Source organism: Pedobacter heparinus (assembly GCF_032678725.1).
GTDB classification, from domain to species: domain Bacteria; phylum Bacteroidota; class Bacteroidia; order Sphingobacteriales; family Sphingobacteriaceae; genus Pedobacter; species Pedobacter heparinus_A.
In genome coordinates this window covers 14,559-35,870 of sequence record NZ_JAVTSC010000009.1, presented here as the reverse complement: position 1 = coordinate 35,870, position 21,312 = coordinate 14,559, and the positions used below count along the sequence as shown (strand labels likewise).

The 21,312-nt window shown below is 44.8% G+C and carries 11 protein-coding genes and 1 tRNA gene; 3 read left to right on the top strand and 9 right to left on the bottom strand.

The features are described from left to right. Positions 1–65 precede the first annotated feature (65 nt). A complete protein-coding gene (locus R2Q85_RS14325) occupies positions 66–4,424 on the top strand; it encodes a translocation/assembly module TamB domain-containing protein (protein ID WP_316812481.1) in 4,359 nt (1,452 codons plus the stop codon). Here R2Q85_RS14325 and R2Q85_RS14320 read toward each other — a convergent pair whose 3' ends face one another. The 3 genes from R2Q85_RS14320 to R2Q85_RS14310 form a co-directional block, all read right to left on the bottom strand. Next, positions 4,425–5,636, bottom strand: coding sequence for a bifunctional 3,4-dihydroxy-2-butanone-4-phosphate synthase/GTP cyclohydrolase II (locus R2Q85_RS14320; RefSeq protein ID WP_316812480.1), 1,212 nt, complete (start codon positions 5,634–5,636; stop codon positions 4,425–4,427). 140 nt (positions 5,637–5,776) lie between these two features. Next, a complete protein-coding gene (locus tag R2Q85_RS14315; RefSeq protein WP_316812479.1) occupies positions 5,777–7,207 on the bottom strand; it encodes an LptF/LptG family permease in 1,431 nt (476 codons plus the stop codon). 30 nt (positions 7,208–7,237) lie between these two features. Further along, complete coding sequence (locus R2Q85_RS14310) at positions 7,238–7,618, bottom strand: START-like domain-containing protein (RefSeq protein WP_316812478.1); 381 nt, start codon at positions 7,616–7,618, stop codon at positions 7,238–7,240. A gap of 104 nt (positions 7,619–7,722) precedes the next feature. Between R2Q85_RS14310 and R2Q85_RS14305 the strand changes: the two genes are divergently transcribed. Next, positions 7,723–7,796: transfer RNA gene (locus R2Q85_RS14305), tRNA-Met, on the top strand. A 200-nt stretch (positions 7,797–7,996) separates the two neighbouring features. Next, entirely contained in the window at positions 7,997–8,758 is a 762-nt protein-coding gene (locus R2Q85_RS14300; RefSeq protein ID WP_316812477.1) for a hypothetical protein, read from the top strand. A gap of 28 nt (positions 8,759–8,786) precedes the next feature. Here R2Q85_RS14300 and R2Q85_RS14295 read toward each other — a convergent pair whose 3' ends face one another. Genes R2Q85_RS14295 through R2Q85_RS14270 form a run of 6 tightly spaced genes read right to left on the bottom strand, consistent with a single transcriptional unit; the run spans position 8,787 to position 21,300 of the window. Beyond that, positions 8,787–10,457 (bottom strand): sodium:solute symporter family protein, encoded by a 1,671-nt coding sequence (locus R2Q85_RS14295; protein WP_316812476.1) that lies wholly within the window; start codon positions 10,455–10,457, stop codon positions 8,787–8,789. Continuing rightward, complete coding sequence (locus tag R2Q85_RS14290) at positions 10,454–12,754, bottom strand: FAD-dependent oxidoreductase (protein WP_316812475.1); 2,301 nt, start codon at positions 12,752–12,754, stop codon at positions 10,454–10,456. The genes R2Q85_RS14295 and R2Q85_RS14290 overlap by 4 nt, the downstream gene beginning before the upstream one ends. Positions 12,755–12,803: 49 nt before the next feature. Continuing rightward, complete coding sequence (locus tag R2Q85_RS14285) at positions 12,804–16,214, bottom strand: hypothetical protein (protein WP_316812474.1); 3,411 nt, start codon at positions 16,212–16,214, stop codon at positions 12,804–12,806. A gap of 12 nt (positions 16,215–16,226) precedes the next feature. Further along, entirely contained in the window at positions 16,227–18,815 is a 2,589-nt protein-coding gene (locus R2Q85_RS14280; protein WP_316812473.1) for a glycerophosphoryl diester phosphodiesterase, read from the bottom strand. Next, positions 18,812–19,711, bottom strand: a complete 900-nt coding sequence (locus R2Q85_RS14275) for a DUF5017 domain-containing protein (RefSeq protein ID WP_316812472.1) — start codon at positions 19,709–19,711, stop codon at positions 18,812–18,814. The genes R2Q85_RS14280 and R2Q85_RS14275 overlap by 4 nt, the downstream gene beginning before the upstream one ends. A gap of 17 nt (positions 19,712–19,728) precedes the next feature. Beyond that, a complete protein-coding gene (locus R2Q85_RS14270; protein WP_316812471.1) occupies positions 19,729–21,300 on the bottom strand; it encodes a RagB/SusD family nutrient uptake outer membrane protein in 1,572 nt (523 codons plus the stop codon). Positions 21,301–21,312 lie beyond the last annotated feature (12 nt).

Here is a 21,312-nt window from a genome sequence, read left to right as displayed (position 1 = left end):
TCATTCTGTTTGCGCTCCAGTTCCGGCCTGTGCAAACTTACGTCGCCAAAAAAGCAGCGGCTTATTTGTCAAAAGAACTCCACACCACCGTTTCTTTAAGCGGAATATACGTCAGACCCTTCAAATCTGTGCTCATTGAAGACCTCCTGGTGCTGGATCAGCAAAAAGACACCCTGCTCAGCACCCCAAAGTTCCTCGTGGACATCACCCGATTTTCTTTAAAAAAGCGCATTATAGCAGTAAATACGGTACAGATCAACAATGGTTCTTTTTTCCTCAAATCGTATAAAGACCGTTCTACCAACCTGGATTTTATTATCGATTACTTTGACTCGGGTGCTGCCCCAGTAAAAAAGAAGAAACCTTACGAGATTTCTTTTGACAGGATCATTCTCAACAACTTTGGTTTTAAATATAAAAACTACAGACGGGATACGGTGATGCGGGGAATAAATTTCGACGATGTGGCGCTGAGCAGTCTGAACGGCATTTTTGAAAAGTTAAATACCAGCGACCACCTCCTGCAAGCCAATATTAAAGACCTGACTTTTAAAGAAAAAAGCGGCTTTTACTTAAAAAACCTGACTGCCTTTACCACCGTCGATACCAATGGTATCGAGCTCAAAAAACTAATGCTGGTAACCAACAGGAGCCGGCTGTCCGATTATTTCCAGATGCGTTTTAAGCGTTTCGCTGATTTTAACGACTACATCAACAAAGTAAGGATGAACGCCAACTTTGTAGACAGCCACATTTCTTCGCGCGACGTTTCTTTTTTCACTTCAGAACTGGACCACATGAGCCTTGACATTGATGTGGATGGCCGCATTACCGGGCTGGTCAATAACTTAAGGGCAAAAAAACTTGCAGTTAAGGCGGGTAAAGCGACCTATATTAAGGGCGATTTTGTGTTAAAAGGCCTGCCCTATATTAAGGAGACCTTCATGGACCTGAAAATTGACATGGCCGGAACAAATAAAACTGATCTGGACGAAATTGTAGCCAGTATCACCGGCAAAAAAGGAACGGTTGTTCCCAAAATCATTGACAAATTTGGCAACGTTAATTTTAACGGTTCATTTACAGGGTTTAAAAACGATTTTATTGCCTTCGGAGAGTTCAAAACCCGGCTTGGCAGGGTGGTATCGGATGTCAACATGAAGATAGACAACAAAGGAACACCTTCTTATACCGGGAATGTCAAAACCTATGATTTTGATATCGGGACGCTCATTGACGAAAAACTGCTGGGCAGGCTCTCTGCCTCTTTATATGTAAAGGGCCGCGGAACGGAGATCAACAGCCTTTCTGAAAAACTAAATGGTGATATTGATTATATCGATTTCAAGAACTACAGGTACCGAAATGTTAAAATTGACGGCACATTTGATAAAAAATATTTTGACGGCAGCTTAAAGATCAATGATAAGAATGTACAACTGGTTTTTGATGGCGGGGTAAACCTGAACCCTAAACTTCCGGTATTCAACTTTAAGGCCAGCATAAAAAATGCGAAACTTAAAGCCCTGAAACTCTACAAAGATTCCATGAAGATAGATGCGGTATTCAGCACCAATTTTTCTGGCAATAACCTGAACAACATACAAGGTACCCTCCGGCTTCAGGAAATAAGACTGGACAATGTTAAAGGGATTTACAACATCGATTCTGTCGAGTTGAGGGCCAGCGGGCTGGGCAAGGACCGCAGTCTGACGGTCAAATCCGATATTCTTGATGCCAGCATCAAAGGGCAGTACGATTTAAATACCATTCCATCCTATTACAAGGCCCTCGCCAAGAAATACATCCCGTCATTAAAGGCAGACATTGTTAAATTCGGGGATCAGATATTTCAGTTTAACCTGGTCGTAAAAAGATTTGAGCCCATTGCTGAACTACTGGTTCCTGGCCTGGAGATTGAAGACCAGGCCATATTTGCAGGTAATTTTGATTCTCCAAACAATACAGCAACCTTAAACGGGTTCATCAAAAAGCTTAAATATAAAGGCATAGTTGTCAATAACATCATTATTGATGAAAATACGAGTACCAATCAGCTACAGGCCATTTTCACTTCTGACAGGGTTGACCTGAACGACAGCCTGCACATTAAAAATGTTAACATTTCTAACATCCTGCGAAACGACAGCCTGTCCCTGAACGTTAAACTTTCCAACGAGGACAACGTAAATCAGCTGGATTTAAACGGTCTGATTGAATTTGCCAGCGATACCACTGCACGCATCAGCATTCTCCCTTCTATTTTAGTGGTGAACAATGAAGAGTGGAAGATCCAGGAAAAAGTAAGGATCAGTTTTCACGAAGGAAAAACGGAGATCAATAATTTTGACCTCACCAATGGCCGGCAACTGCTTACGCTGGACGGGATACTTTCCAGCGATCCCAATGACCTGGTACTCGTCGGTTTTAAAGATTTTAGTTTAACTACCCTGAACCCTTTTATAAAAACCCTTGGCCTGAAGCTCAGCGGAAATGTGAACGGGGAGACCAGGTTATCCAACATCCTCAAATCACCCGAGGTCCACGACAACCTGAAGATAGACTCCCTTGTATTTAACGATACCTATATCGGCACTTTAACCGATACATCTTCGTATGACAAGGCCAAAAATACAGCCAATATATTTACCAATATTGTAACTACAGACCGGGAAACGCTAAGGGCTACCGGAAACCTTGACCTGGAAAAAAAAGAAATAGACCTGGATGTAAAACTGGATCAATGTGAGCTTGCTGTTTTTGAACCCTTCCTCAACAAACTGGTATCTAATTTAAAAGGACATGTATCTTCTGATCTTAAGGTAACAGGACCATTTGAAAAGCCCGCCATCAAGGGTACCCTGGCACTGGATGAAGCAACTATGACCATTAACTACCTGAAAACAAGGTATAGCATTACAGATGAAGTGACGGTTGACAACAGCGTGATCAAAATTGACGAGCTGAAACTGTTGGATGAAGACAATAATGAAGCAATAGCCAAAGGAACAGTAGATTTAAACGACATCAATAACCCTACCATTGATGTGGTGATAAATGCCCGCAATTTTATGGCCTTAAATACGACAAGTAAAGACAATTCTCTTTATTTCGGACAGGCCTACGCAACGGGTATCTTTAAGTTTAAGGGCCCTACAAACAAGATGTCTATAGACATTGACGCGAAAACGGAAAAAGGAACGGTATTTAATTTACCTCTAAATAGCTCTGAAACGGTATCCAGTAAAGATTTCATCACTTTTGTAAGTAAAGACACTGCCGGTTACGTGAAAAAACAGACCAGCTTTGATGGATTGACCATGACTTTAAAGCTCAGCGTAGATGCAAACAGTACGGCTAATATTTTTACTACATTGGGCAATCTGAGTGGAAAAGGTTATTCTAAAAACCTGGCCCTCAATATCAATAGTTTTGGCGATTTTGAAATGTCGGGCGACTACATCATCGAAAGTGGTAGTTTTGATTTTACAGCCCAGGAAGTGATCAATAAAAAATTCAGTATCAGGCAGGGAGGGACCATCCGATGGACAGGCAATCCTTCTGCAGCCCAAATTAATTTAAAGGCCATCTATGCCCTCAGGGCAAGTACCACCGATCTGTATGCTGCTGCAAACAGAGAAAGCGGCAACGCCAACCAGCGGGTACTTACAGAAGTGGAAATGGGCCTTACCGGCCTGCTTTTAAAACCAGATATCAAACTGGATGTATTTTTTCCTTCCAATCCGGCCATTAAAGAAGAGATGCAGTCTTATTTTAATGACGACAACAACCGGAACCTGCAGGCCTTAAGCCTGATCATCAGGCGCAGCTTTGCCCCCGGAAGCGGAAAGGAAGATCTTGGCAAGCAGCTAAGCTCGGGCGTAGCCAGTACAGCTACCGAATTGCTGTTTAACCAGTTTAATAATGTGCTCTCTTCTTTAAACCTTGATTTTGTGGACATCAATATCCGCTCGCTCAGCGAGGCCAACGCATCGTTCCGGTTTTTTCAGGACAGGGTTGTTTTAAATGCCGGGATCGTAGATAAGAACAGCAGGAACGATCTTTCTCCTATCGGATTTTCCAGAGATAATGTGGGCGGTGAAGTAGAGGTACTGGCCCTGATCAAGAAAGACGGGACCCTGGTGGGCAAGCTGGCAAATAAACCGCCAACACAGCAGAGTATTTTTAACACCAACTTACAGAATACCAATGTGACCTCACTGGGACTTATTTATACCCAGCAATTTGACAGTTTCAGAGAGTTTGTGCAAAAGATCTCCGGCAAATTACGCAGAGAGGAAAAACAAAAGAAAATAGAGCAGGAAAAAAAGACAGCAGAAGAGGAAAAAAACCCTTCTGCTGTCCAGACGCCTCCAAACAAGGAAGCCATTACCAATAAGGAGAAAAAACTTAAAAGGAAATAACTAACCTTTCATAATCTGATGGCCCATTTTATCACGCTTGGTTTTTAGATAAAGCTCATTGTGTACATTACTCTCAATTTCAATAGCGATGTTCTCAACGATCTCCAGACCATAACCGATTAAACCTGCCCTTTTTGTAGGATTATTTGACATTAAACGCATTTTGGTTACCCCCTGGGCCCTTAATATCTGTGCACCAACGCCATAGTCCCGTTCATCGCCTTTAAAACCCAGTTTAATATTGGCCTCAACCGTATCAAACCCGGCATCCTGGAGATTATAAGAACGCAGTTTATTGACCAGGCCAATTCCCCTGCCCTCCTGGTTCATGTAAACTATTACGCCTTTACCTTCTTTATCTATCATTTCCAATGCTTTATGCAACTGCGGTCCGCAATCACAACGGCATGAACCAAAAATATCACCGGTAACGCAAGAACTGTGGACCCTTGCCAATACAGGTTCGTCGGCAGCCCATGTACCTTTACTTATGGCCAGGTGCGTTGCATTATTGTCTATCTGCGTATAGGCGGTCATTTTGAAATCACCCCACTGGGTTGGCAAATTAACCGTTACTTCTTCTTTGATCAGGCTTTCCTTACTCAGCCGGTAAGAAATCAGGTCTTTTATGGATATGATTTTGAGCTGATGTCTTTCTGCAATTTTAACCAGGTCCGGAAGTCTAGCCATTTCCCCGTCTTCCTTTAATATTTCTACCAGTACACCTGCTTCTTTCATTCCAGCCAGTCTGGCCAGGTCAGTAGAGGCCTCTGTATGGCCTGCACGCCTTAAAACACCTCCATCTTTAGCCCTCAGGGGGAAAATATGTCCGGGTCTGCCCAGTTCTGAAGGATCTATTTTAGGGTCGATTAAGGCAAGAATGGTTTTTGACCTGTCAGAGGCCGAAATCCCGGTAGTACAACCGTGGCCCAGTAAATCTACAGATACGGTGAAATTGGTTTCATAGGCTGCCGTATTTTTGCCAACCATCGATTCTAAACCCAGCTCATCGCACCTTTGCTCGGTTAAAGGCGCACAGATTAACCCGCGCCCATAGGTGGCCATAAAGTTGATCACCTCCGGAGTAGCATTCTCAGCTGCCGTTAAAAAATCGCCTTCATTTTCACGGTCTTCATCGTCTACAACAATAATGACCTTCCCTGCTTTTATATCCGCAATAGCATCTTCTATTGCATCCAATTTAATTTCCATTTTATGAGTATATCAACCTTCAGCTCCAAGGAGATCGAAGATTCCTTTAAATTAATGCAAAGTTACAACCTTCAAAGACAATTTACGTCTTAAAATATCATAAATAAGTAAGGAATAAGCAATTCTGTTTAAGCCCCTGACTAAAGCGCTTTGGTTTTTTTCTTTTTGAAAAAATTAACAATGAGCTGTTTGAAATAGTTTACATCAAATAAAGCGGAATCTACCGTAGCTTTATAGGTTAAAAAAGCACCTAGCGGAGACAAAATCACAAAAGCCAACCACATCCCGGAAAAGGGTGTCAATGAACCCTGTATTGCAGATTTCTCAGAAACCGTTGAAATGATATGGTAGAAAAGAAAGAAGATAATGGCCATTACCACGGGTAAGCCGAGGCCGCCCTTTCTAATGATGGCACCAAGCGGGGCACCGATAAAAAAGAGCAATAAACAGGAAGCAGCCAGGGTAAATTTTTTCTGATACTCAATCTGCACCTTAATGATGGCCCTGGTCCGGTCTCCATAGTCCTGAAGCCGCCCGGAGGTAGTTTGCTGCACTGCATTCGCCTGGTCTAAAGCACTTTGAATAATTGCCAGCCGCTGATCCTTAGGAATGGTGCTCAGCACAGTTCCCTTAAAGGCCTTCGCCTTTACCACAACTTTCGTGTAGCCCTTAGTATAATTGTTCTGTTTGTAATAACTGTTCAGATTTAGCGCAGCAAATTTATTGATACTATCCAGCTCGCGCGTTAGTGAATCCTGCTTTTTGGTCAGGCCTTTCAGGTTAAGCATTTGCGTATTGCCCCTAAAACCCTCCTCATCCGTACGGTTCATTTTAAAACTGGAAATGTCAAATTTCTGGTCGGTTTCCTTAAACCGCATCCTGGTGAGTTCCTGTCTTGGATTATAAGAAGCGCTTTTGCCATTTGATTCCTCATACCGCACTCCATCGTGCAGGGTTAACAGCAGGTAATCATCATTTTTCGACATCTTGCCATTTTTGGCAATGATGATCTTAGCAATCCCGCTGTTACTTGTATGATCGTAGATCATCACATTGTGTAAGGAGATCCCATCACTTCCCTTCTTATCCACACGGATAGAATAACCGGGTATACTGTTGTTAAAAACGCCTTCTTTAATTAAAAAAGATAACTTTTTATTCCTGATGTCCCATAGCAGGGAACCAAACTTGAGGTTTGCCTTTGGCAACATATAGTCGGAAAAAATAAAAGAACTGATGGCAAGAAAAATAATGAGTACCAGCAGCGGCATCATCGCTTTTTGTAAAGATACGCCCGCAGATTTAATGGCAACCAGCTCATAATTCTCGCCCAGGGTACCAAATGTCATGATGGAAGACAGCAGGATAGATAGCGGAAGCGCCATGGATACATTGGCTGCCGATGCGTAATACATCAACTCGAGTATCACATACCATTCAAAGCCTTTCCCTATTAAGTCGTCAACGTACTTGAATAAAAAAAGCATCAACAAAATAAACATCACTATAAAAAAAGTGACGAAAAATGGCTTTATGAATGCCTTGACCAATAGTAAATGAATCTTTTTCAATATACAAATGTAGGCAAAGCCAGCGAAAATTTAAGCACCTAATACACTATGCAGGTAGTTGATCTGGTTATCCCAGATCTGCGTACGTTCCACAAGTGTATCATCTGTAGCAAAATCGGTGATGGCCAGTGCTACGTCGTTTGTCAATTCGTCCTGAACAATTTCCATTTCAAAATAACAATGGGGTTCATCATCAACCCATTTAAACTTAACCAGTTTATTTTCTTTTATGCTTAACAACTTTGCTTTCTGCACTTCATCATCCCATGTAAAAGTATATACCTGATCACGAAAAATCACATCGTCGGCAAACCACTGAGATAAGCCATTTGGCTCACTGATAAAGCTAAATAAAATACGTGGAGACGATCTCAATTCATATTCTAAGGTAAATTTTTTCTTTTCTGACATCGTTAAGCACTTATATCCTGAATTTTTTAGACTATTTTTAACATTTGTTTCTAAAGAAAAGTAATTTATTCTATATTTGCAACTCTTTAGAAAAAAGACCACCCGGCGGGGTAGCTCAGATGGTTAGAGCGCAGGATTCATAACCCTGAGGTCGGCAGTTCGATCCTGCTCCCCGCTACTAAAAAGCCCATCTTTCGATGGGTTTTTTGCATTTATAAACATTCTTATACGGGTGATCAAAATGCGCTTTTTCAATCGATATTTCTGCTCCTTAATAACAGTTCCCAGTAGAGTTGCAAACTTTATATTAATCCATATATTTATAAAGAAAATTTATTCATTTAACACAATTCCCATAACGCACTCATCAAATAAACTATGAAAGCTATAAAAATGTCATTAGCATTTGTTTTGCTAAGCCTTACTGTATTTGGTCAATCGATTAAGTTTCCCATGGTAGGCAGTTCAGAAAGCCCCACAACAGTTATAACCGAAATTGTGACCAACAGCCGCAACACTGTAGTTTCTTTCAAACATATTTGTTCAAGAAAAGGCAATTGGGTACAATTGAATAAAAGCATGTATTTACAGGATGCTAACGGTGAAGAAAGGTATAGTTATGTTCGATCTGAGGGTATTCCGTTAAGACCAGAAAAGTTTGTGGCCACCGAAGATCGGCAGGAAGTAAATTTTAAAGTATACTTTGAAAAGCTGAGGCCAGGCACCAAAGAGATCAATGTCATTGAACGGGCCCGTTCTTTAGCTGAGCATTCCAATGGCTTCAGCTTTTTTAACTATTTTAAGGTGAGCTTAAATAAATCTCAGCCGGAGCCAGGTAGCAGAACTGTGTCTACGGTTGATGTAGTTGTAGCCCCACCCGTTCCACCAAATGGTGATTTTGCGTCTTCATTTGCTAAAAGTGAGATGAAAAATCTTGGCCCGATGATCAGCAACATGTATTCAGGCATGCTTACTGCACAATTGAATATGTACAGCAACCCTGCCACAACTGACCAGCTGGCCAGGATTATGAAAAACTATTACGACGCATTGATTAAAACAGGCTTCTCTTCGGATGCAGCGCTGAAGATCATAACGTCCAAACCGTTGATCTCGGCAGATGGGAAACCAGGGAATTAGCCAGCTCCCCAATTTCCCACCAACAGCGTCATGCTGCTTTACGCCTTGATGCCCTCCAGGGAATTATTGCGCCCAGCATGATGACAATTGCGATCACAGCCACCAGCACATTTCCTTTCGAAGTAATGAAAGCCAGCAGCAACAATAACACAGCCATAAATAACAAGGAGAAGCTGATCATTTTCAGACCAAATACATTTTGCTTTCTGATCAGCTCCAGCTCTTCATCGTCTATAGCAACAGCTGCCTGTTTCTTGTCTGCCTTATAGATCAGGTAGTGCGCGTAATCAGGGCTTACCTTTTTGTTTCTCCTGATGATTTCATAGATCAGCAACATAAAAAATGGCAGCAAAACCCCCACTAACATTTCATTGGCCCTTGACAATTTATTCCCGTCGATTAAAGGGATGATCAGCTTAAACACCACATTTACCGAAAGCGAGATCAAGGTGATATAAATAGTGGCTTTCCCCGACAGGCGCTTTGAAAACAGGGACCATATGGGTGGCAGCAATAACGGCCCTCCTGTTAAAGCACCCACGCTTAAGGTAAACTCGACAATGCCACCAATATAGGGAACCCCCAATGCAATCACGATCATCAGCAGGCCAAAAAACCAGGAAGAAGCCCGTGCCACAAACATTAACTTTTTATCATCTGCATCAGGATTTACAGCCCCTTTATAGATGTCGTTGGTAAATACTGCAGATACTACATTAAGGGCTGTATTGGCAGATGCGGAAGTGGAGAAATACATCCCCGTCAGCATTAATCCCAGGAGCCCTGCGGGAAGTACCTGTTTGCAAACCATAATGTAGGCATTCTCAGCATCCAATCCCGAAAGTGCTGGATTAATCACCCGGTATACCATAGGAGGCAGCATCCAAAGGATAGGGCTTAAAATATACAGGCCTGCAAAAAGATAGGCTACTTTTGAGGCATTTTTAGTAGAGTCTACACTGGTATAGCGCTGTACAAATGTCCAGTTACCCCCAATGTAAAAAACGTGGTATATGGCAAAGGCAAAGATGAAACCCCAGGTATATTCGCCATGGACCAGGCTGAAAAAATCATCCGGAGCCTTGTCGATAAAACCCTGTACACCGCCTACCTCGTTAAATACCATGGGAAGAATAATCAATACCGCAGCGGTAAGCACTACAAATTGCAGGATATCTGTAACCATCACTGCCCATAACCCACCTATAGCGGTATAGGAAATCATTAAAATGCCCAGCACAACAGTAACCTGCATCAGCGGATAGTCCAGTGAGCCGGAAACCAGTTTGGCCACAGAGTACAGTACCGATCCTTTGATGAATACCGATACAATGGTGAAGATAAAAATATAGCTTTTCTGCACATTGCTGCCCAGCCTTGCCTTGATAAACTCGGCTGCAGTAAGGTTGCCGGTGGCCTTCCACCTTGGCGCAAGATAAAGCCCGGTAATTAATGCACCGATGCACATGGTCCATTGAATGGTAACTGCTACCCATCCATGCTGATAGGCAATTGCCCCCCAGACCACAAAAGTCCCTGCAGAAAAGAAGCTCATGAATAAGGATAATCCGCCGATAAACCAGGGCACAGATTCGCCACCTGCAAAGAAAGATTTTAAGTTTCTCCCCGTTTTAGAAAAACTGATGCCAACCAGCATGATGAAAACAGAGAAAACGACTATGACTATGGTATCTATCATGATTCAGGTTGATTTGGCGCATAACATCTCAACGAGAACAAGGACGCCGGTACATGCACAGATGGATGTGCCAATATAACTTTTAATTTTTTAGTTTGTAAAGGTGTATCAAACAGGATTTGGTTTCGCGTCTGATAATTGCCGGTTTTACGGTAAACCACCTTTCCATGCTCATCCTCGATATGATAGTTCCTTACACAAAAAGGCATTACGGTTTCAGGGTGCGTCATCAGTACAGATTCCATAGGATGATCTGTATCGGTATCAAACACAAGATCGATTCTCCTGATGGATTTTACTTCGTTCCAGGACACTTCAACGGAAGGTACCTGATCAGCCGGATCTGCTACCCAGGCATTGGGTTGTACGGTTGGCCGGTCTGTTCCGTTTCTGATATGCCCAACTGCAAAGGTATGAAGGGTCTGATTGAACTGTAAAGCGATGTTCTGGCCTTCGGGTCTTCTTTGTGGACACCAGAATTCAAAGCTGTCAACTCCTGATCCTTCGGGCGCCAGCTGTTTTCCGTTATTGGAAACAGCCTTATTGACCCCGTTAAAAACAGAAAGCACACCGGTGATCCTTTCATCGGAATAAGCCAGCTGGACTTTTTCGTTGATGGAAAAGCAAACAAAAACATATTGTTCCCGATCAATAACAACATCAAAATCGATACTTACCTCTCGTTCTCCGGCCTGCAATTCAATATGCTTTACAGCAAGAATGTGATCCGGCGTAAAACCACCGTATCGGCTACTGGCCCTTAATTCTACATTTAATAGGGTTGTGCTGTCAGCTTTAAGCAAAACAGTAAAGGAAGGCAACCTGCCGGATTGTACGGGCAGCATTTGCCCCGCAGCAACAGAAAGTACTTTAAAAAAGCAGTTTTCCCTATCAAAACCTTTAAACACCAGGTTTGAGCTGCACTGCAGGTCTGCATCCTGAATCAGGTCTTCTTTATCTTCCCAGCTCACATCCGGAATATACTGCCCCGTTTTTATCAGCTCTTTTTGTAAAAGCGGCAAATAATTTTCCTGATACAATTCGGCAGGCAGCTTTTTATATTTCAGACATAGCGATGCCGCAACGGCTGTTGCCTGGGCAACATAGGCACAGGTGGCCATAACGCGGGTACCACCGAAGGCCACATGGCTAACGCTGATGATGCGCCCGGCAAGGAACAGGTTTTTGATATTCCTGCTATAGAGCGACCGGTAAGGTATCTGAAAAATACCCTTGCTATGCCACTGGTTACAAGGTGAGCGATCACTGAATACCCCATCTGCCGGATGGAGGTCAATAGACCACCCCCCATAGGCAACACCATCCTCATGAACTTTTTGCTCAATTAAATCTGACTGGGAAAGGATATAGTCACCTTCAAACCTGCGGCTCTCCCTTTTGCCGGGTATTGTTCCTACCCATTCTAGCGTATAGTTTTCTGCCTCAGGGAAATTACCTGAGTTTTTGATATAGTCCCACACCCCATAAATCACCTTCCACAGTTCCCATTTGATTTGTTCGGTATCATGTACGGTATCCATGCGGCCTCCATGTTCTACCCACCACAACTTACAGCCATGCTCTTTTGCATTAAAGCTTTTATACCGCGGTATTTCTTTCTGCACATCCATTGCAAATGCGGGCGCGGTAAACTGAACGGGTTTCCCGGTATCTTTGGTGTAAAAATAAAGTGAATGCCCCAGCAGTTCGCCATAGCTGGTATCCGGCGCCATCGGCTCATTAAATTCTTCAGCTAACTCTGCCCCCATTCTAAATGCAGCTCCCGAAAGAAAGCCCGCAATGCCATCACCAGATGCATCGCAAAACAGTGGGGCTTTAATGAGATATGCTGTCGCGTTCTGGCTGCAGAAAGCCTTAATGCTGTCGATCTGGTCTGCTTTAATTTTAGTTACCTCATATACGGCGGTATTGAGCAGCAAGGTAATATTAGCTTCCTGTTTCACTTTATCCAGGATGATCATATCTAATATTATCGGGTTCCCCTCAGGGTTTCTGTAGGTGTTTTCTACAAGCAGCTCGTCTATGATGCCCCCTTCCCTGCTCCAGCGGTTGTTATTGCCCATGTGCGAAGTAGCACCAAGTATCCACAGCCGGACCTCACTGGATGCATTGCCGCCCAGAACCGGTCTGTCTTGTACCAGTATTACCTTCAAGCCTTGTCTGGCTGCGGTTATTGCGGCGCATACACCAGACATCCCACCACCAATTACAGCAAAATCTGCGTTACACCTTTCAATTTTTAAACTGCGGCTTTCCTCTGCCTCTTTTCGTATCATTACTTTATTTTTTTAATTATCTATCTGCCTAATCCCGTTTTGCCCGGTTTTATTCGTTACCGTTAAGTATTATTTTTTTTGATTTTGTTTTCCCGTCATCCCCTTTAAAAATGAGTTCCAGTTTTGCGCTCTCGCCCATGGCCAGCTTGTTAAAACTCCACTCATAAGGGTACTGTTTGATTTCCTGCACCTGATCATTGCAGTTAACGGTTACCGAATAGCCCTTTAACGGCGCTGTTTCCGCAAATCCGTAGCAGGTATCCCAGCCAAAGGGAGAACGGATGCGGAACAGGAATACACGACCCCAGGGTGCACCCAGATCAATTATTTTCATCCCTTCTTTAACTGGCTGATATTTCTTTAATACGGGCGCCGTTGCCAGGGGAACGGAAATTGCCCGGAATCCCTTTGCAGGAACAACAACCTCAGCCTTTGCCTCTTTAAAATCCAGCGCGGTCGACTGGCCATCTTGTGCATAGCAGAGGCCTTTCCCTGCTTTCAGGGCAGTCGTAGCCTCGCTCCATTTTACAGTTACTTTTTGCGCGGAGTCAGCTTCGGAAGAAAGCAGGATCCAGAAGTGCTGATCAGAAACTGCGGTAACGTAATTGATCCCCGGATGCGGAATGCTTACCAGGCCTTTATGCATGCGCAGCGTTACTTCCTGGTCTCCAAAAACCTTTCCTTTTCCTCCGCCATATACCCGGCTATTGAACCAGACAAAGCCTTCTTGTTTTCCATAAGGAAATGTTACATGTCCATTTGAGCGTTGTATGGTCTCCGTGATCAGGTAATCCAGGCTGAAAGCGATGTGCGGAGGAATATGATGATAATAAATAGAACTCAGATCAGGTCCTTTGTAAGGGAAACCGGCCGACATCGGTACATCTGTAAAGCCTGTACCATAATACCCTGGATAATTTGCATATCGCCCTATGACTGCATTCCGGGCATAGATTTCATATACGGGTTTATTGGTATACTGAAAGAGGCGCAGCAAATGCGGTGCCCAGCTGCTCATAAATACCGGATGGACAGTCTGGCCTTTTACCCGGGTAAAATAGGTGCTGGGTTGCTCCAGGCCCAGGCCAACTGGCGATACCAGCCATTCCGGTACTTTCTTTTCCTGTACATCACCGTTTTTTCTGGGGAAGCCTAAGCGATAAGGCGCATTGCCCTTCCACCAGATGCGCGTAACGCCATCATAGCGATTACCCCGGTGTATGGTTTGCAGGCTGTCTTCCACTTTGGGATAACTGCGTATCCCGGCAATCGTAAAATAAGAGCCGTATGCCGCAGCATCCAGATATTTTTTATCCTTTGTGGTTTCAAACAGGTCCAGCAGGTCCCACCAGGGTGCATAAAAAGTTGCATTGTAAAAAGGAATATGGCTAAGCAACTTACTGCTGTTGTGATATATTTTCTGCTGAATAAAAAGATCCGCATCTTTTTTTGCCAGTTGCAGCCATTTGGCCTGGCCTGTAAGCCGGTAGGCCCAAAGTGCCTGGTTCCAGGGGAGAAAATCGGTCGAATAACCCTTTACTGCCCTCAGGCTATCTCCCGGTAAGGCTATGGCTTTCAGCCAGGGATTCAATCCTTCCAGCAAACGGTCTAAACCTGCGTAATAAGAAGTGGTAAACTGGGAGGTAAAAGGGTTCAGCTCCAGCGTTTTTCTGGTGGCATTAAATGCCGTAGGCACAACATCGGTGGCCCAGCGGTAGCCGCTTCTGGAAAGTGTAAATTCTATAGTTGGCAGCGACCGGCTGATGTAAAATTCTTCATCATTTTGCAGTACGGAGAGTGCAACATTAGCCAGTGGCGTAGCATTAACCACTGTGGGTGCTGTTTCAGGATCTCCTTCGATGTCATAAAAGCCCTTTAACCTGGGGGCCCATCCCGCTGCATTGTCATTTTTAACCAGTTCAATCATGTTAAACACGGCATCAGTAAGCGAGGTCTGTTCCTGTTTCCGGTAATCCTTTACCTCAAATACGTCCTTCGATACATCATCCATGGCCGCGTCCCAGTTGCCGGCCTTTACACCAATGATAAAACGTCTGTCAATCAGTTCTCCCGCACGGTATCTGGAATCATTCATTCCAAGAACCGGTGAAAACATAACCGGCTGTATCTGGTTGTTATGGTTTTTTAAGGTAAACCCCGCCGGCGAATAATCTACTGATCCCCAGTCTTTTTTAAACAATTCTGGCCCGGCTGCAACATAGCTGGAAACAATGCCTTGCTGTGTTTTTGACGAAACTATGGCTACGGGTTGCTGCATCATAGCAGTAATCATCATTTGCGGGCCATCAGAAAGTCGTTTATATTGAAACATGGGTGCCATAAGTACGTTTTCCAGTTCCTGATCGGCAACAGGCTGAAAGGCCGCAACACCCATGCTGTAATACCCGGGCTGGGCAGCCTTGCAGATCAGCCGCAGCTCAATATGCTGCTTTCCCGGCGGCAACGACCACAAACCGGTGATGCCGGAACCATTGCGGGTAATGTATTGCACTTTTACGGTTTGTTTATCCACTGCTTCTGCCGATATGGGAATGGCTTCACTGAGGTTGCCTGCTTCAAAAGGATTGAGGTCTGCACCGGGATGTTGTACCGCATGTTTCTGACCATTAAAAACAAAATATGCCTTTGGTGTCTGGTTGTCCCAGGTTGGATAGTATTTATTAAACCGGATAGCAGTAGCATCGGTGCTGATTAAAAAGACCCTGTGATCTTCGGTGTTTGCAGCCCCTGCCTGTTGCCACTGTCCGTCCCTTTTTATTTCTGTTTTACAGGCGATGGCCTTGTGGTTTGCTCCCGTCCTTACAAACTGTACCCGTAAGGCCTCATTTTCAATTCCTGCGATGACTTTATCGGCAGGGCCCAGCTGAAGTGAAGGTGTCGTGTTCTTCTTTTCATCGCTATGGATTTCCTGTGCGGCAGGAAGTGTTTTCCAGGACAGAAGTGTTTTCTTGTCCAGGGCATTTGGATTAACCACACTGTCCTGCGTAAAAAGGATGGCATCGCAGCGGCCAAAGTTAAAATTGTGGAGGCGCAGCAGTACTTCCGCGTTCTGCAGTTCCGCATAGCCCAGGTGCTCCCAGGCATATCCGGGTTTTCCATGTCCCCCTGCTTTTTTTAGCCGGGCATTGCCAACGGAAAGCTGGAACAGCCGGGTTCGCGGAGCCGTTTCGAAATCCGGTGTGCGTATCCATATGGCATAGCGGCCGGCTTTGCCGATATGCATCACCGTGAGTGCATCCGATGTGCTGTCCTTCCCCCCTTCCAGAAACCTCAATATGCTGCCACTGATGCCTTCTTTGTTTGTTTCAGTAAACCATTTGCCCTTAAACTGAAAATCGGTTCCCAGCAGCAGGTATTTTTCCTGCTGGGCAATGGCTGTTCCTGTTTTTACAAGTAAGCAGGCCAGTAGCATTAAACATAAGCGGGTTTTCTGATGCATAGCGTTAAAGTATTATTTGTATTTAAAGGTGTATACCTGCAGGCCGTACGGAGCGATCTTAATTTTATCACCGTAAGCGAAGCGGATGGGCTGGCCAGCTGCCGAACGGCATCCGGCACCTTCGGTTTCCAGCCTGTGCTGCTTCATAAAGTGGGCCGGATCTAGCTGAAGAGCCCCTTCCTGTGTTTCATCATCGTTATTGAGCACAAACAGGTAAAATATTTTCTCCTGTTTATCCTGGGCACATAAATAGTCCATATTGGGATTGTCTAAGGAAACCAGTTTTTCCATTAAGATCAGGTCTCCCTGCCCGTTAAATATTTTTCCTTTTTGGAACCCAAAGGTTTTGTGCGGGCCAACTTTAGGCGCCAGAAAGCCGGAAGGAAAATCAATCCTTCCTTGTGAGCGCAGGGAAAGTTCTGCCATCAGGTAATCCGTGATCCAGCCTACCTGCCACCAGGCATGATGAGGAAAAGGCCCTGCGCCCTTGTTCATGGCGCTCCAATAATAGGAGGCAACCCCTGTGGCCGAATCTACAAAAGCATCCTTGCTCAAAGCTGCAGTTCTGGCCATTTTAAGGTACAGGGAATCCTTTGTCAGTTCAAATAACCGCACAAACATACCGGCATGACTGGCCAGTAAGATAGGGCCGCTCGGGTTGGCAGAGCCTAAAGTCCCGCCATGTTCAAAACTAAGCCCCACCTGGCTCAGTTGCCAGTCTTTGAGTGTTCTGGTTCCGCTTTTTTTAGCTTTCAGGTTAGGGATTGGGTGAGAATAAATGGAAGTGGTGTAGAACTGTGCCGTTTTAATGGCAGCCTGCTTAAACCTTTGTTCCTTTGTGACTTCGTATAAGTCAAGCATCGCCTGGGCACTTTGTCCGGTTGCAAAATCGGGTGCAAACCTGGCGTCTCCGCAAACACCTAAAAAGTATCCCCGTGCTACTGCGTTCTGAATATACCAGTCGGCCGCTTTTACAGCTGCATCCAGGTATTTTTTATCCCGGAGGGTCTGGTAGGCAACCAGCAGGCCGTAAAAAGTAGGCCGGTAATCTTTCAGGTCTGTAAACATAGGTTGGCGGGTATTGTTATTGTACGCTACTTCCCAGTATCCTTCAGGCTTCATTTTTTCAAGCAGCCAGTCGGCGGCCAGGCGTATGCCCGATTTCAGCTGCTGGTTGTGCGGCTCAAACAGCGCCACATTGCCCATGTCCAGCAGCATGTAATAGGTGGTCGCTATGGGCTCGGTATATGGGCCCCATTCTTCGGTGAAGCGTTTTGAACGATAAAGGTAGTATTGCCCTGCAGCGGCCCCTTTAAAGAAGCCTTCAGTGGTATGTTGTTGAGCCAGCTTAAAGTTCAGTGCATCCTTAAGGCGCTTCTGGATAAGGATTGGGTCTTGTGTGATATTGGCCAGCATCCACATCGCCCCATAGTCTGCATTTTTTACGGCATCCTTTTCCGACCCGTATACGCCTCCCAGGTATTCCTGGGCCCCAATGCTGCGGCCCTGATAGTCAAAAGTCCGCCAGCGGGATGTGCTGTCCTTTTTTACATAGTCTAAAAGCTGTTCCAGGCGGGCAGATAAGGACTGGCTGGTCTGTTTTAAATGCAGCAGTTCATCAAAGCGGTAAACATCGTTTACGACATGCTGGTATACCTGGTACCAGTTTGAAATTTTGAGGGTATACCTGAAATCAAAGGAAATGCTTTCTCCCTTTTTTAAATAAGATTTTTTCTGCCCCAGTACCGGGTGATATAAGGTTGGGCTCAGCTGTTCCTGCCTGTTGATGAGTGAAAGGCCGAGCAGCCAGTTAGACTGGGTAGACTTATCATATTCCCATGGGTCTCTGGCTGTCCCCGGATCGGCTGTTACTGCCAGCGTAATGCCTTCTTTAGTGCTGAGTATGGCTGTAAGCGCTGCCGCTGTTCTTTCTCTTACTACAACTGGTTTGTCCGGAATGCCGTGCCCATAAGCATAGGCGTCGATAAAATTACTGTTGATGCTATTGCCCTGGAATACTCCGGGAATACAGGCCCATTCAAAGCTGTTTTTATCGTTCGCATGAAGTGCCGGACTGGCTATTGAATAATATCCATCTTTATCGGCGGTTAAATTGATCGAAACCCGCAGGTCATTTTCGTAAACAGGGTCTAACTGCCATACGGCCCTAATGGTAGCCACAGCTGTTTGCTGCTGAAACACCACTGAATTACCTGACCGTTTGTATTGTTTGGGGTAAAATGAAACCGCACGCCCTTCTTTATTTAAAGAAACTGCAGAGGTATTGGCTTTCCAGGTCGGAATAATATAGCGGTATTCCGCTTCTGGAAAATTGAGCGCTTTTCCGTTTTTATCTTTCAGCTCTGAATCCATCTTAGGCTGTACTTCACTGTACAGCAAGGTATACTGCCCCAGAGCGCCGGATAATGACTGCCATCCTTGCTGTCCTTTTACCGACAATTGTTTTACCTGATAACCTGTACCGCTGTCTTCCCAGTTCAGGCGGATCACATTGTTGGTTAACGCTGCTTTGGCGGCCTGCTGCGCATAGCTGCTCCCTGCCGATGCAAGCAACAGCATGATTACACCGTTTAATCTCATGGGGTAATGTTTAGCTCTATTTCTTTTACAACTGTTGCTGAGCCTTTTAAATTGGCGTTGGTTGCTACAAAAGTGACTTTGTATACCCCAGCTTTAGTGTAAACCTTAATGTAATCTGTTAAATTCTGAGAAATGTTTTTGATGGGCTCTCCGGTATCGGGCAGGGCACTGTTGGGGTTAAACTGTTTAGTTACCACCCAGTCGTCATCCAGTTCGGTACTGTTCCTGACGGTAAGCAGCTGGGCAGAGGTAATGCTCCAGTTGGTAGCGGGCCCGCTAAAGTTAAAGGAAGTCCATCCGGCGGTAGCCATATTGGCCAGTATGGTTTCTTCACCCTGCTGGTTAACGCTCTTAAGGTCGAAAGAACGGACTACCCAGCGGTTTTGCTGTGCTTCCGGTTTTATGACAGTAGTTTTATAGACCAGGGCTACTGCCATACTTTTATTGCGTGCTGCAAAAGTGCTGAGGTCGATATTGCCCGAAGGGGTCTGGTCCAGGCCTGAAGAAAAAACGGCCTTACCGGTAATGTCTTCCCAGGTGGCCGATCTTATACTTTCGGCCTCATATTTCCCGTTAAAATCGGTTGATACCACCAGTTTCATGACCGACTGATCGATGGGTGTCAGTCCGAACTGGGCAAAAGTCTTAAAATTGAGGAAAACGGAATTGCCTTCTACTGCTGTCCTTTTTCTGAACTCATATTTTCGCCCTGCCTCACCCGACCAGAACACGATGTTCTCTGGTTTTCCATTGATGACAAACCGGACGGACTCTCCAACTTTATAGCTGGTTTTTTCGGGTTCAACAGAAAAATCATCCTGAGGGGCCAGCTCATAGGTCTTCTGGCAGGAGGCCAGGAAAAAGACCATAACCGCTGCAATTATTAGCTTATTCATCTGATACAATTTAAGGGTTACCATCCTGTATTTTGTTTGATATTTGGGTTAACAGACAGTTCACTGTTCGGGATCGGGAATAAAACAGCCCGGTCTGTTACCCGCTGTGCCTGCGCGATAGCAGGATCTTTTAAAGCTGCAGGCATATTGGCCTGATATTCCCTTACCTGCGTCTGCATCACAGATGGGTAGATGCCCCATCGTACGAGATCATGCTTCCGGAGACCCTCGAAAGCAAGCTCACGCAGCCGTTCATTCCTGATCAGGTCCAGGAAGTCCTGCTGAGATAGACCAGCAGCGGCATCTGCCTGTACATCGGGTGTAAGCACATCTTTTCCGTAACCTCTTCGACGTACCATGTTGATGGCTTTATACGCATCCGCAGAGGGTCCGTTATTGACGTAATTGTCAGCTTCTGCAAACATCAGCAATACATCTGCATACCTTAACAAAGGCCAGTTGGTACCGGTGATATTTTGATTTCTTGGCAGAAGGAGTTCGTACTCACGCCTCCACTTCCCGTTGCTGCGGTCGTAGATCTGATCTGCTGCCCAATTGGTCTTTACTGCCGTTTGTCCGGTAGTTACATACCTGAAAGGTGCAACCGTCCAGTCCCTTCTCTGGTCGCCAGCTGCATAAGCATTGTAAAGTTTGGCAGTAGCATGCACATAATCATAGCCATAGCCGATCTCAATAATCCCGCAGGTAATGCCGTTATAACTGCCAATCGAGCCACCTTCCTGTATTTCGCCCTGGTTGGTCCCTTTAAACTCTACTTCCCATAAATTTTCCCTTGTGTCAAAGATCTCCTGAACATGGTTGATATAGATCTGTTTAAAATCAGGGTTCAGGCCATGCGATCCGGACTGCATCACTTTTTCTGCATAGCTTCTGGCATCAGCATATTTTGCTACATCATTTAGGGGGAAACCTGCCATGGTCAGGTAAACTCTTGCCAGTACACCCTGTACTGTAGTTTTTGTAATCCGCGTATTATAACCATAGTCAGAGACCAGTTTTACCAGGCCTTCCGCCTGTTTCATATCCGTCACAATCCGTTCGTAAAGGTCTTTAACCGGAGTGCCGGGAAGGGGATCTTCTTCAGGTGATTTGCTGGATTTAAGCTTTAAAGGAACCCCTCCAAACTCATCGACCAGCATAAAGTAATAGTATGCCCTTAAAAAAAGTGCCTGCCCTTTTATTTCGTCGCGTTTTGCCTCAGTTACCTGAACTGCCTTATCGATGTTATCCAATAGCATATTCGCTCTTTCAATGCCGGTATAAAGTGCTTCCCAATGCCTGTTAACTTCAAGGGTAGAAGCATCCACAATATTGGCATTCATCCCAGAGATCTGATTTTTCATAAAGAACTCGTCACTGAATACCATATAACAGGCCATTCCCTGTGCATAAACCCGGTTATCGCCTAAACGGTCATATACCCCTGCCAATGCAGATTGCAGGTCACTTTCTGTATTGTAATAATTTACTGGCGATACAAAATCCTGCGGGGTGGTGTCCAGGATCTTTGAGCATGAGGTGGCAACCAATGCCAGCATCATACCGATATAAAATAAAGTCGTTTTCATTTGTAAAAACAT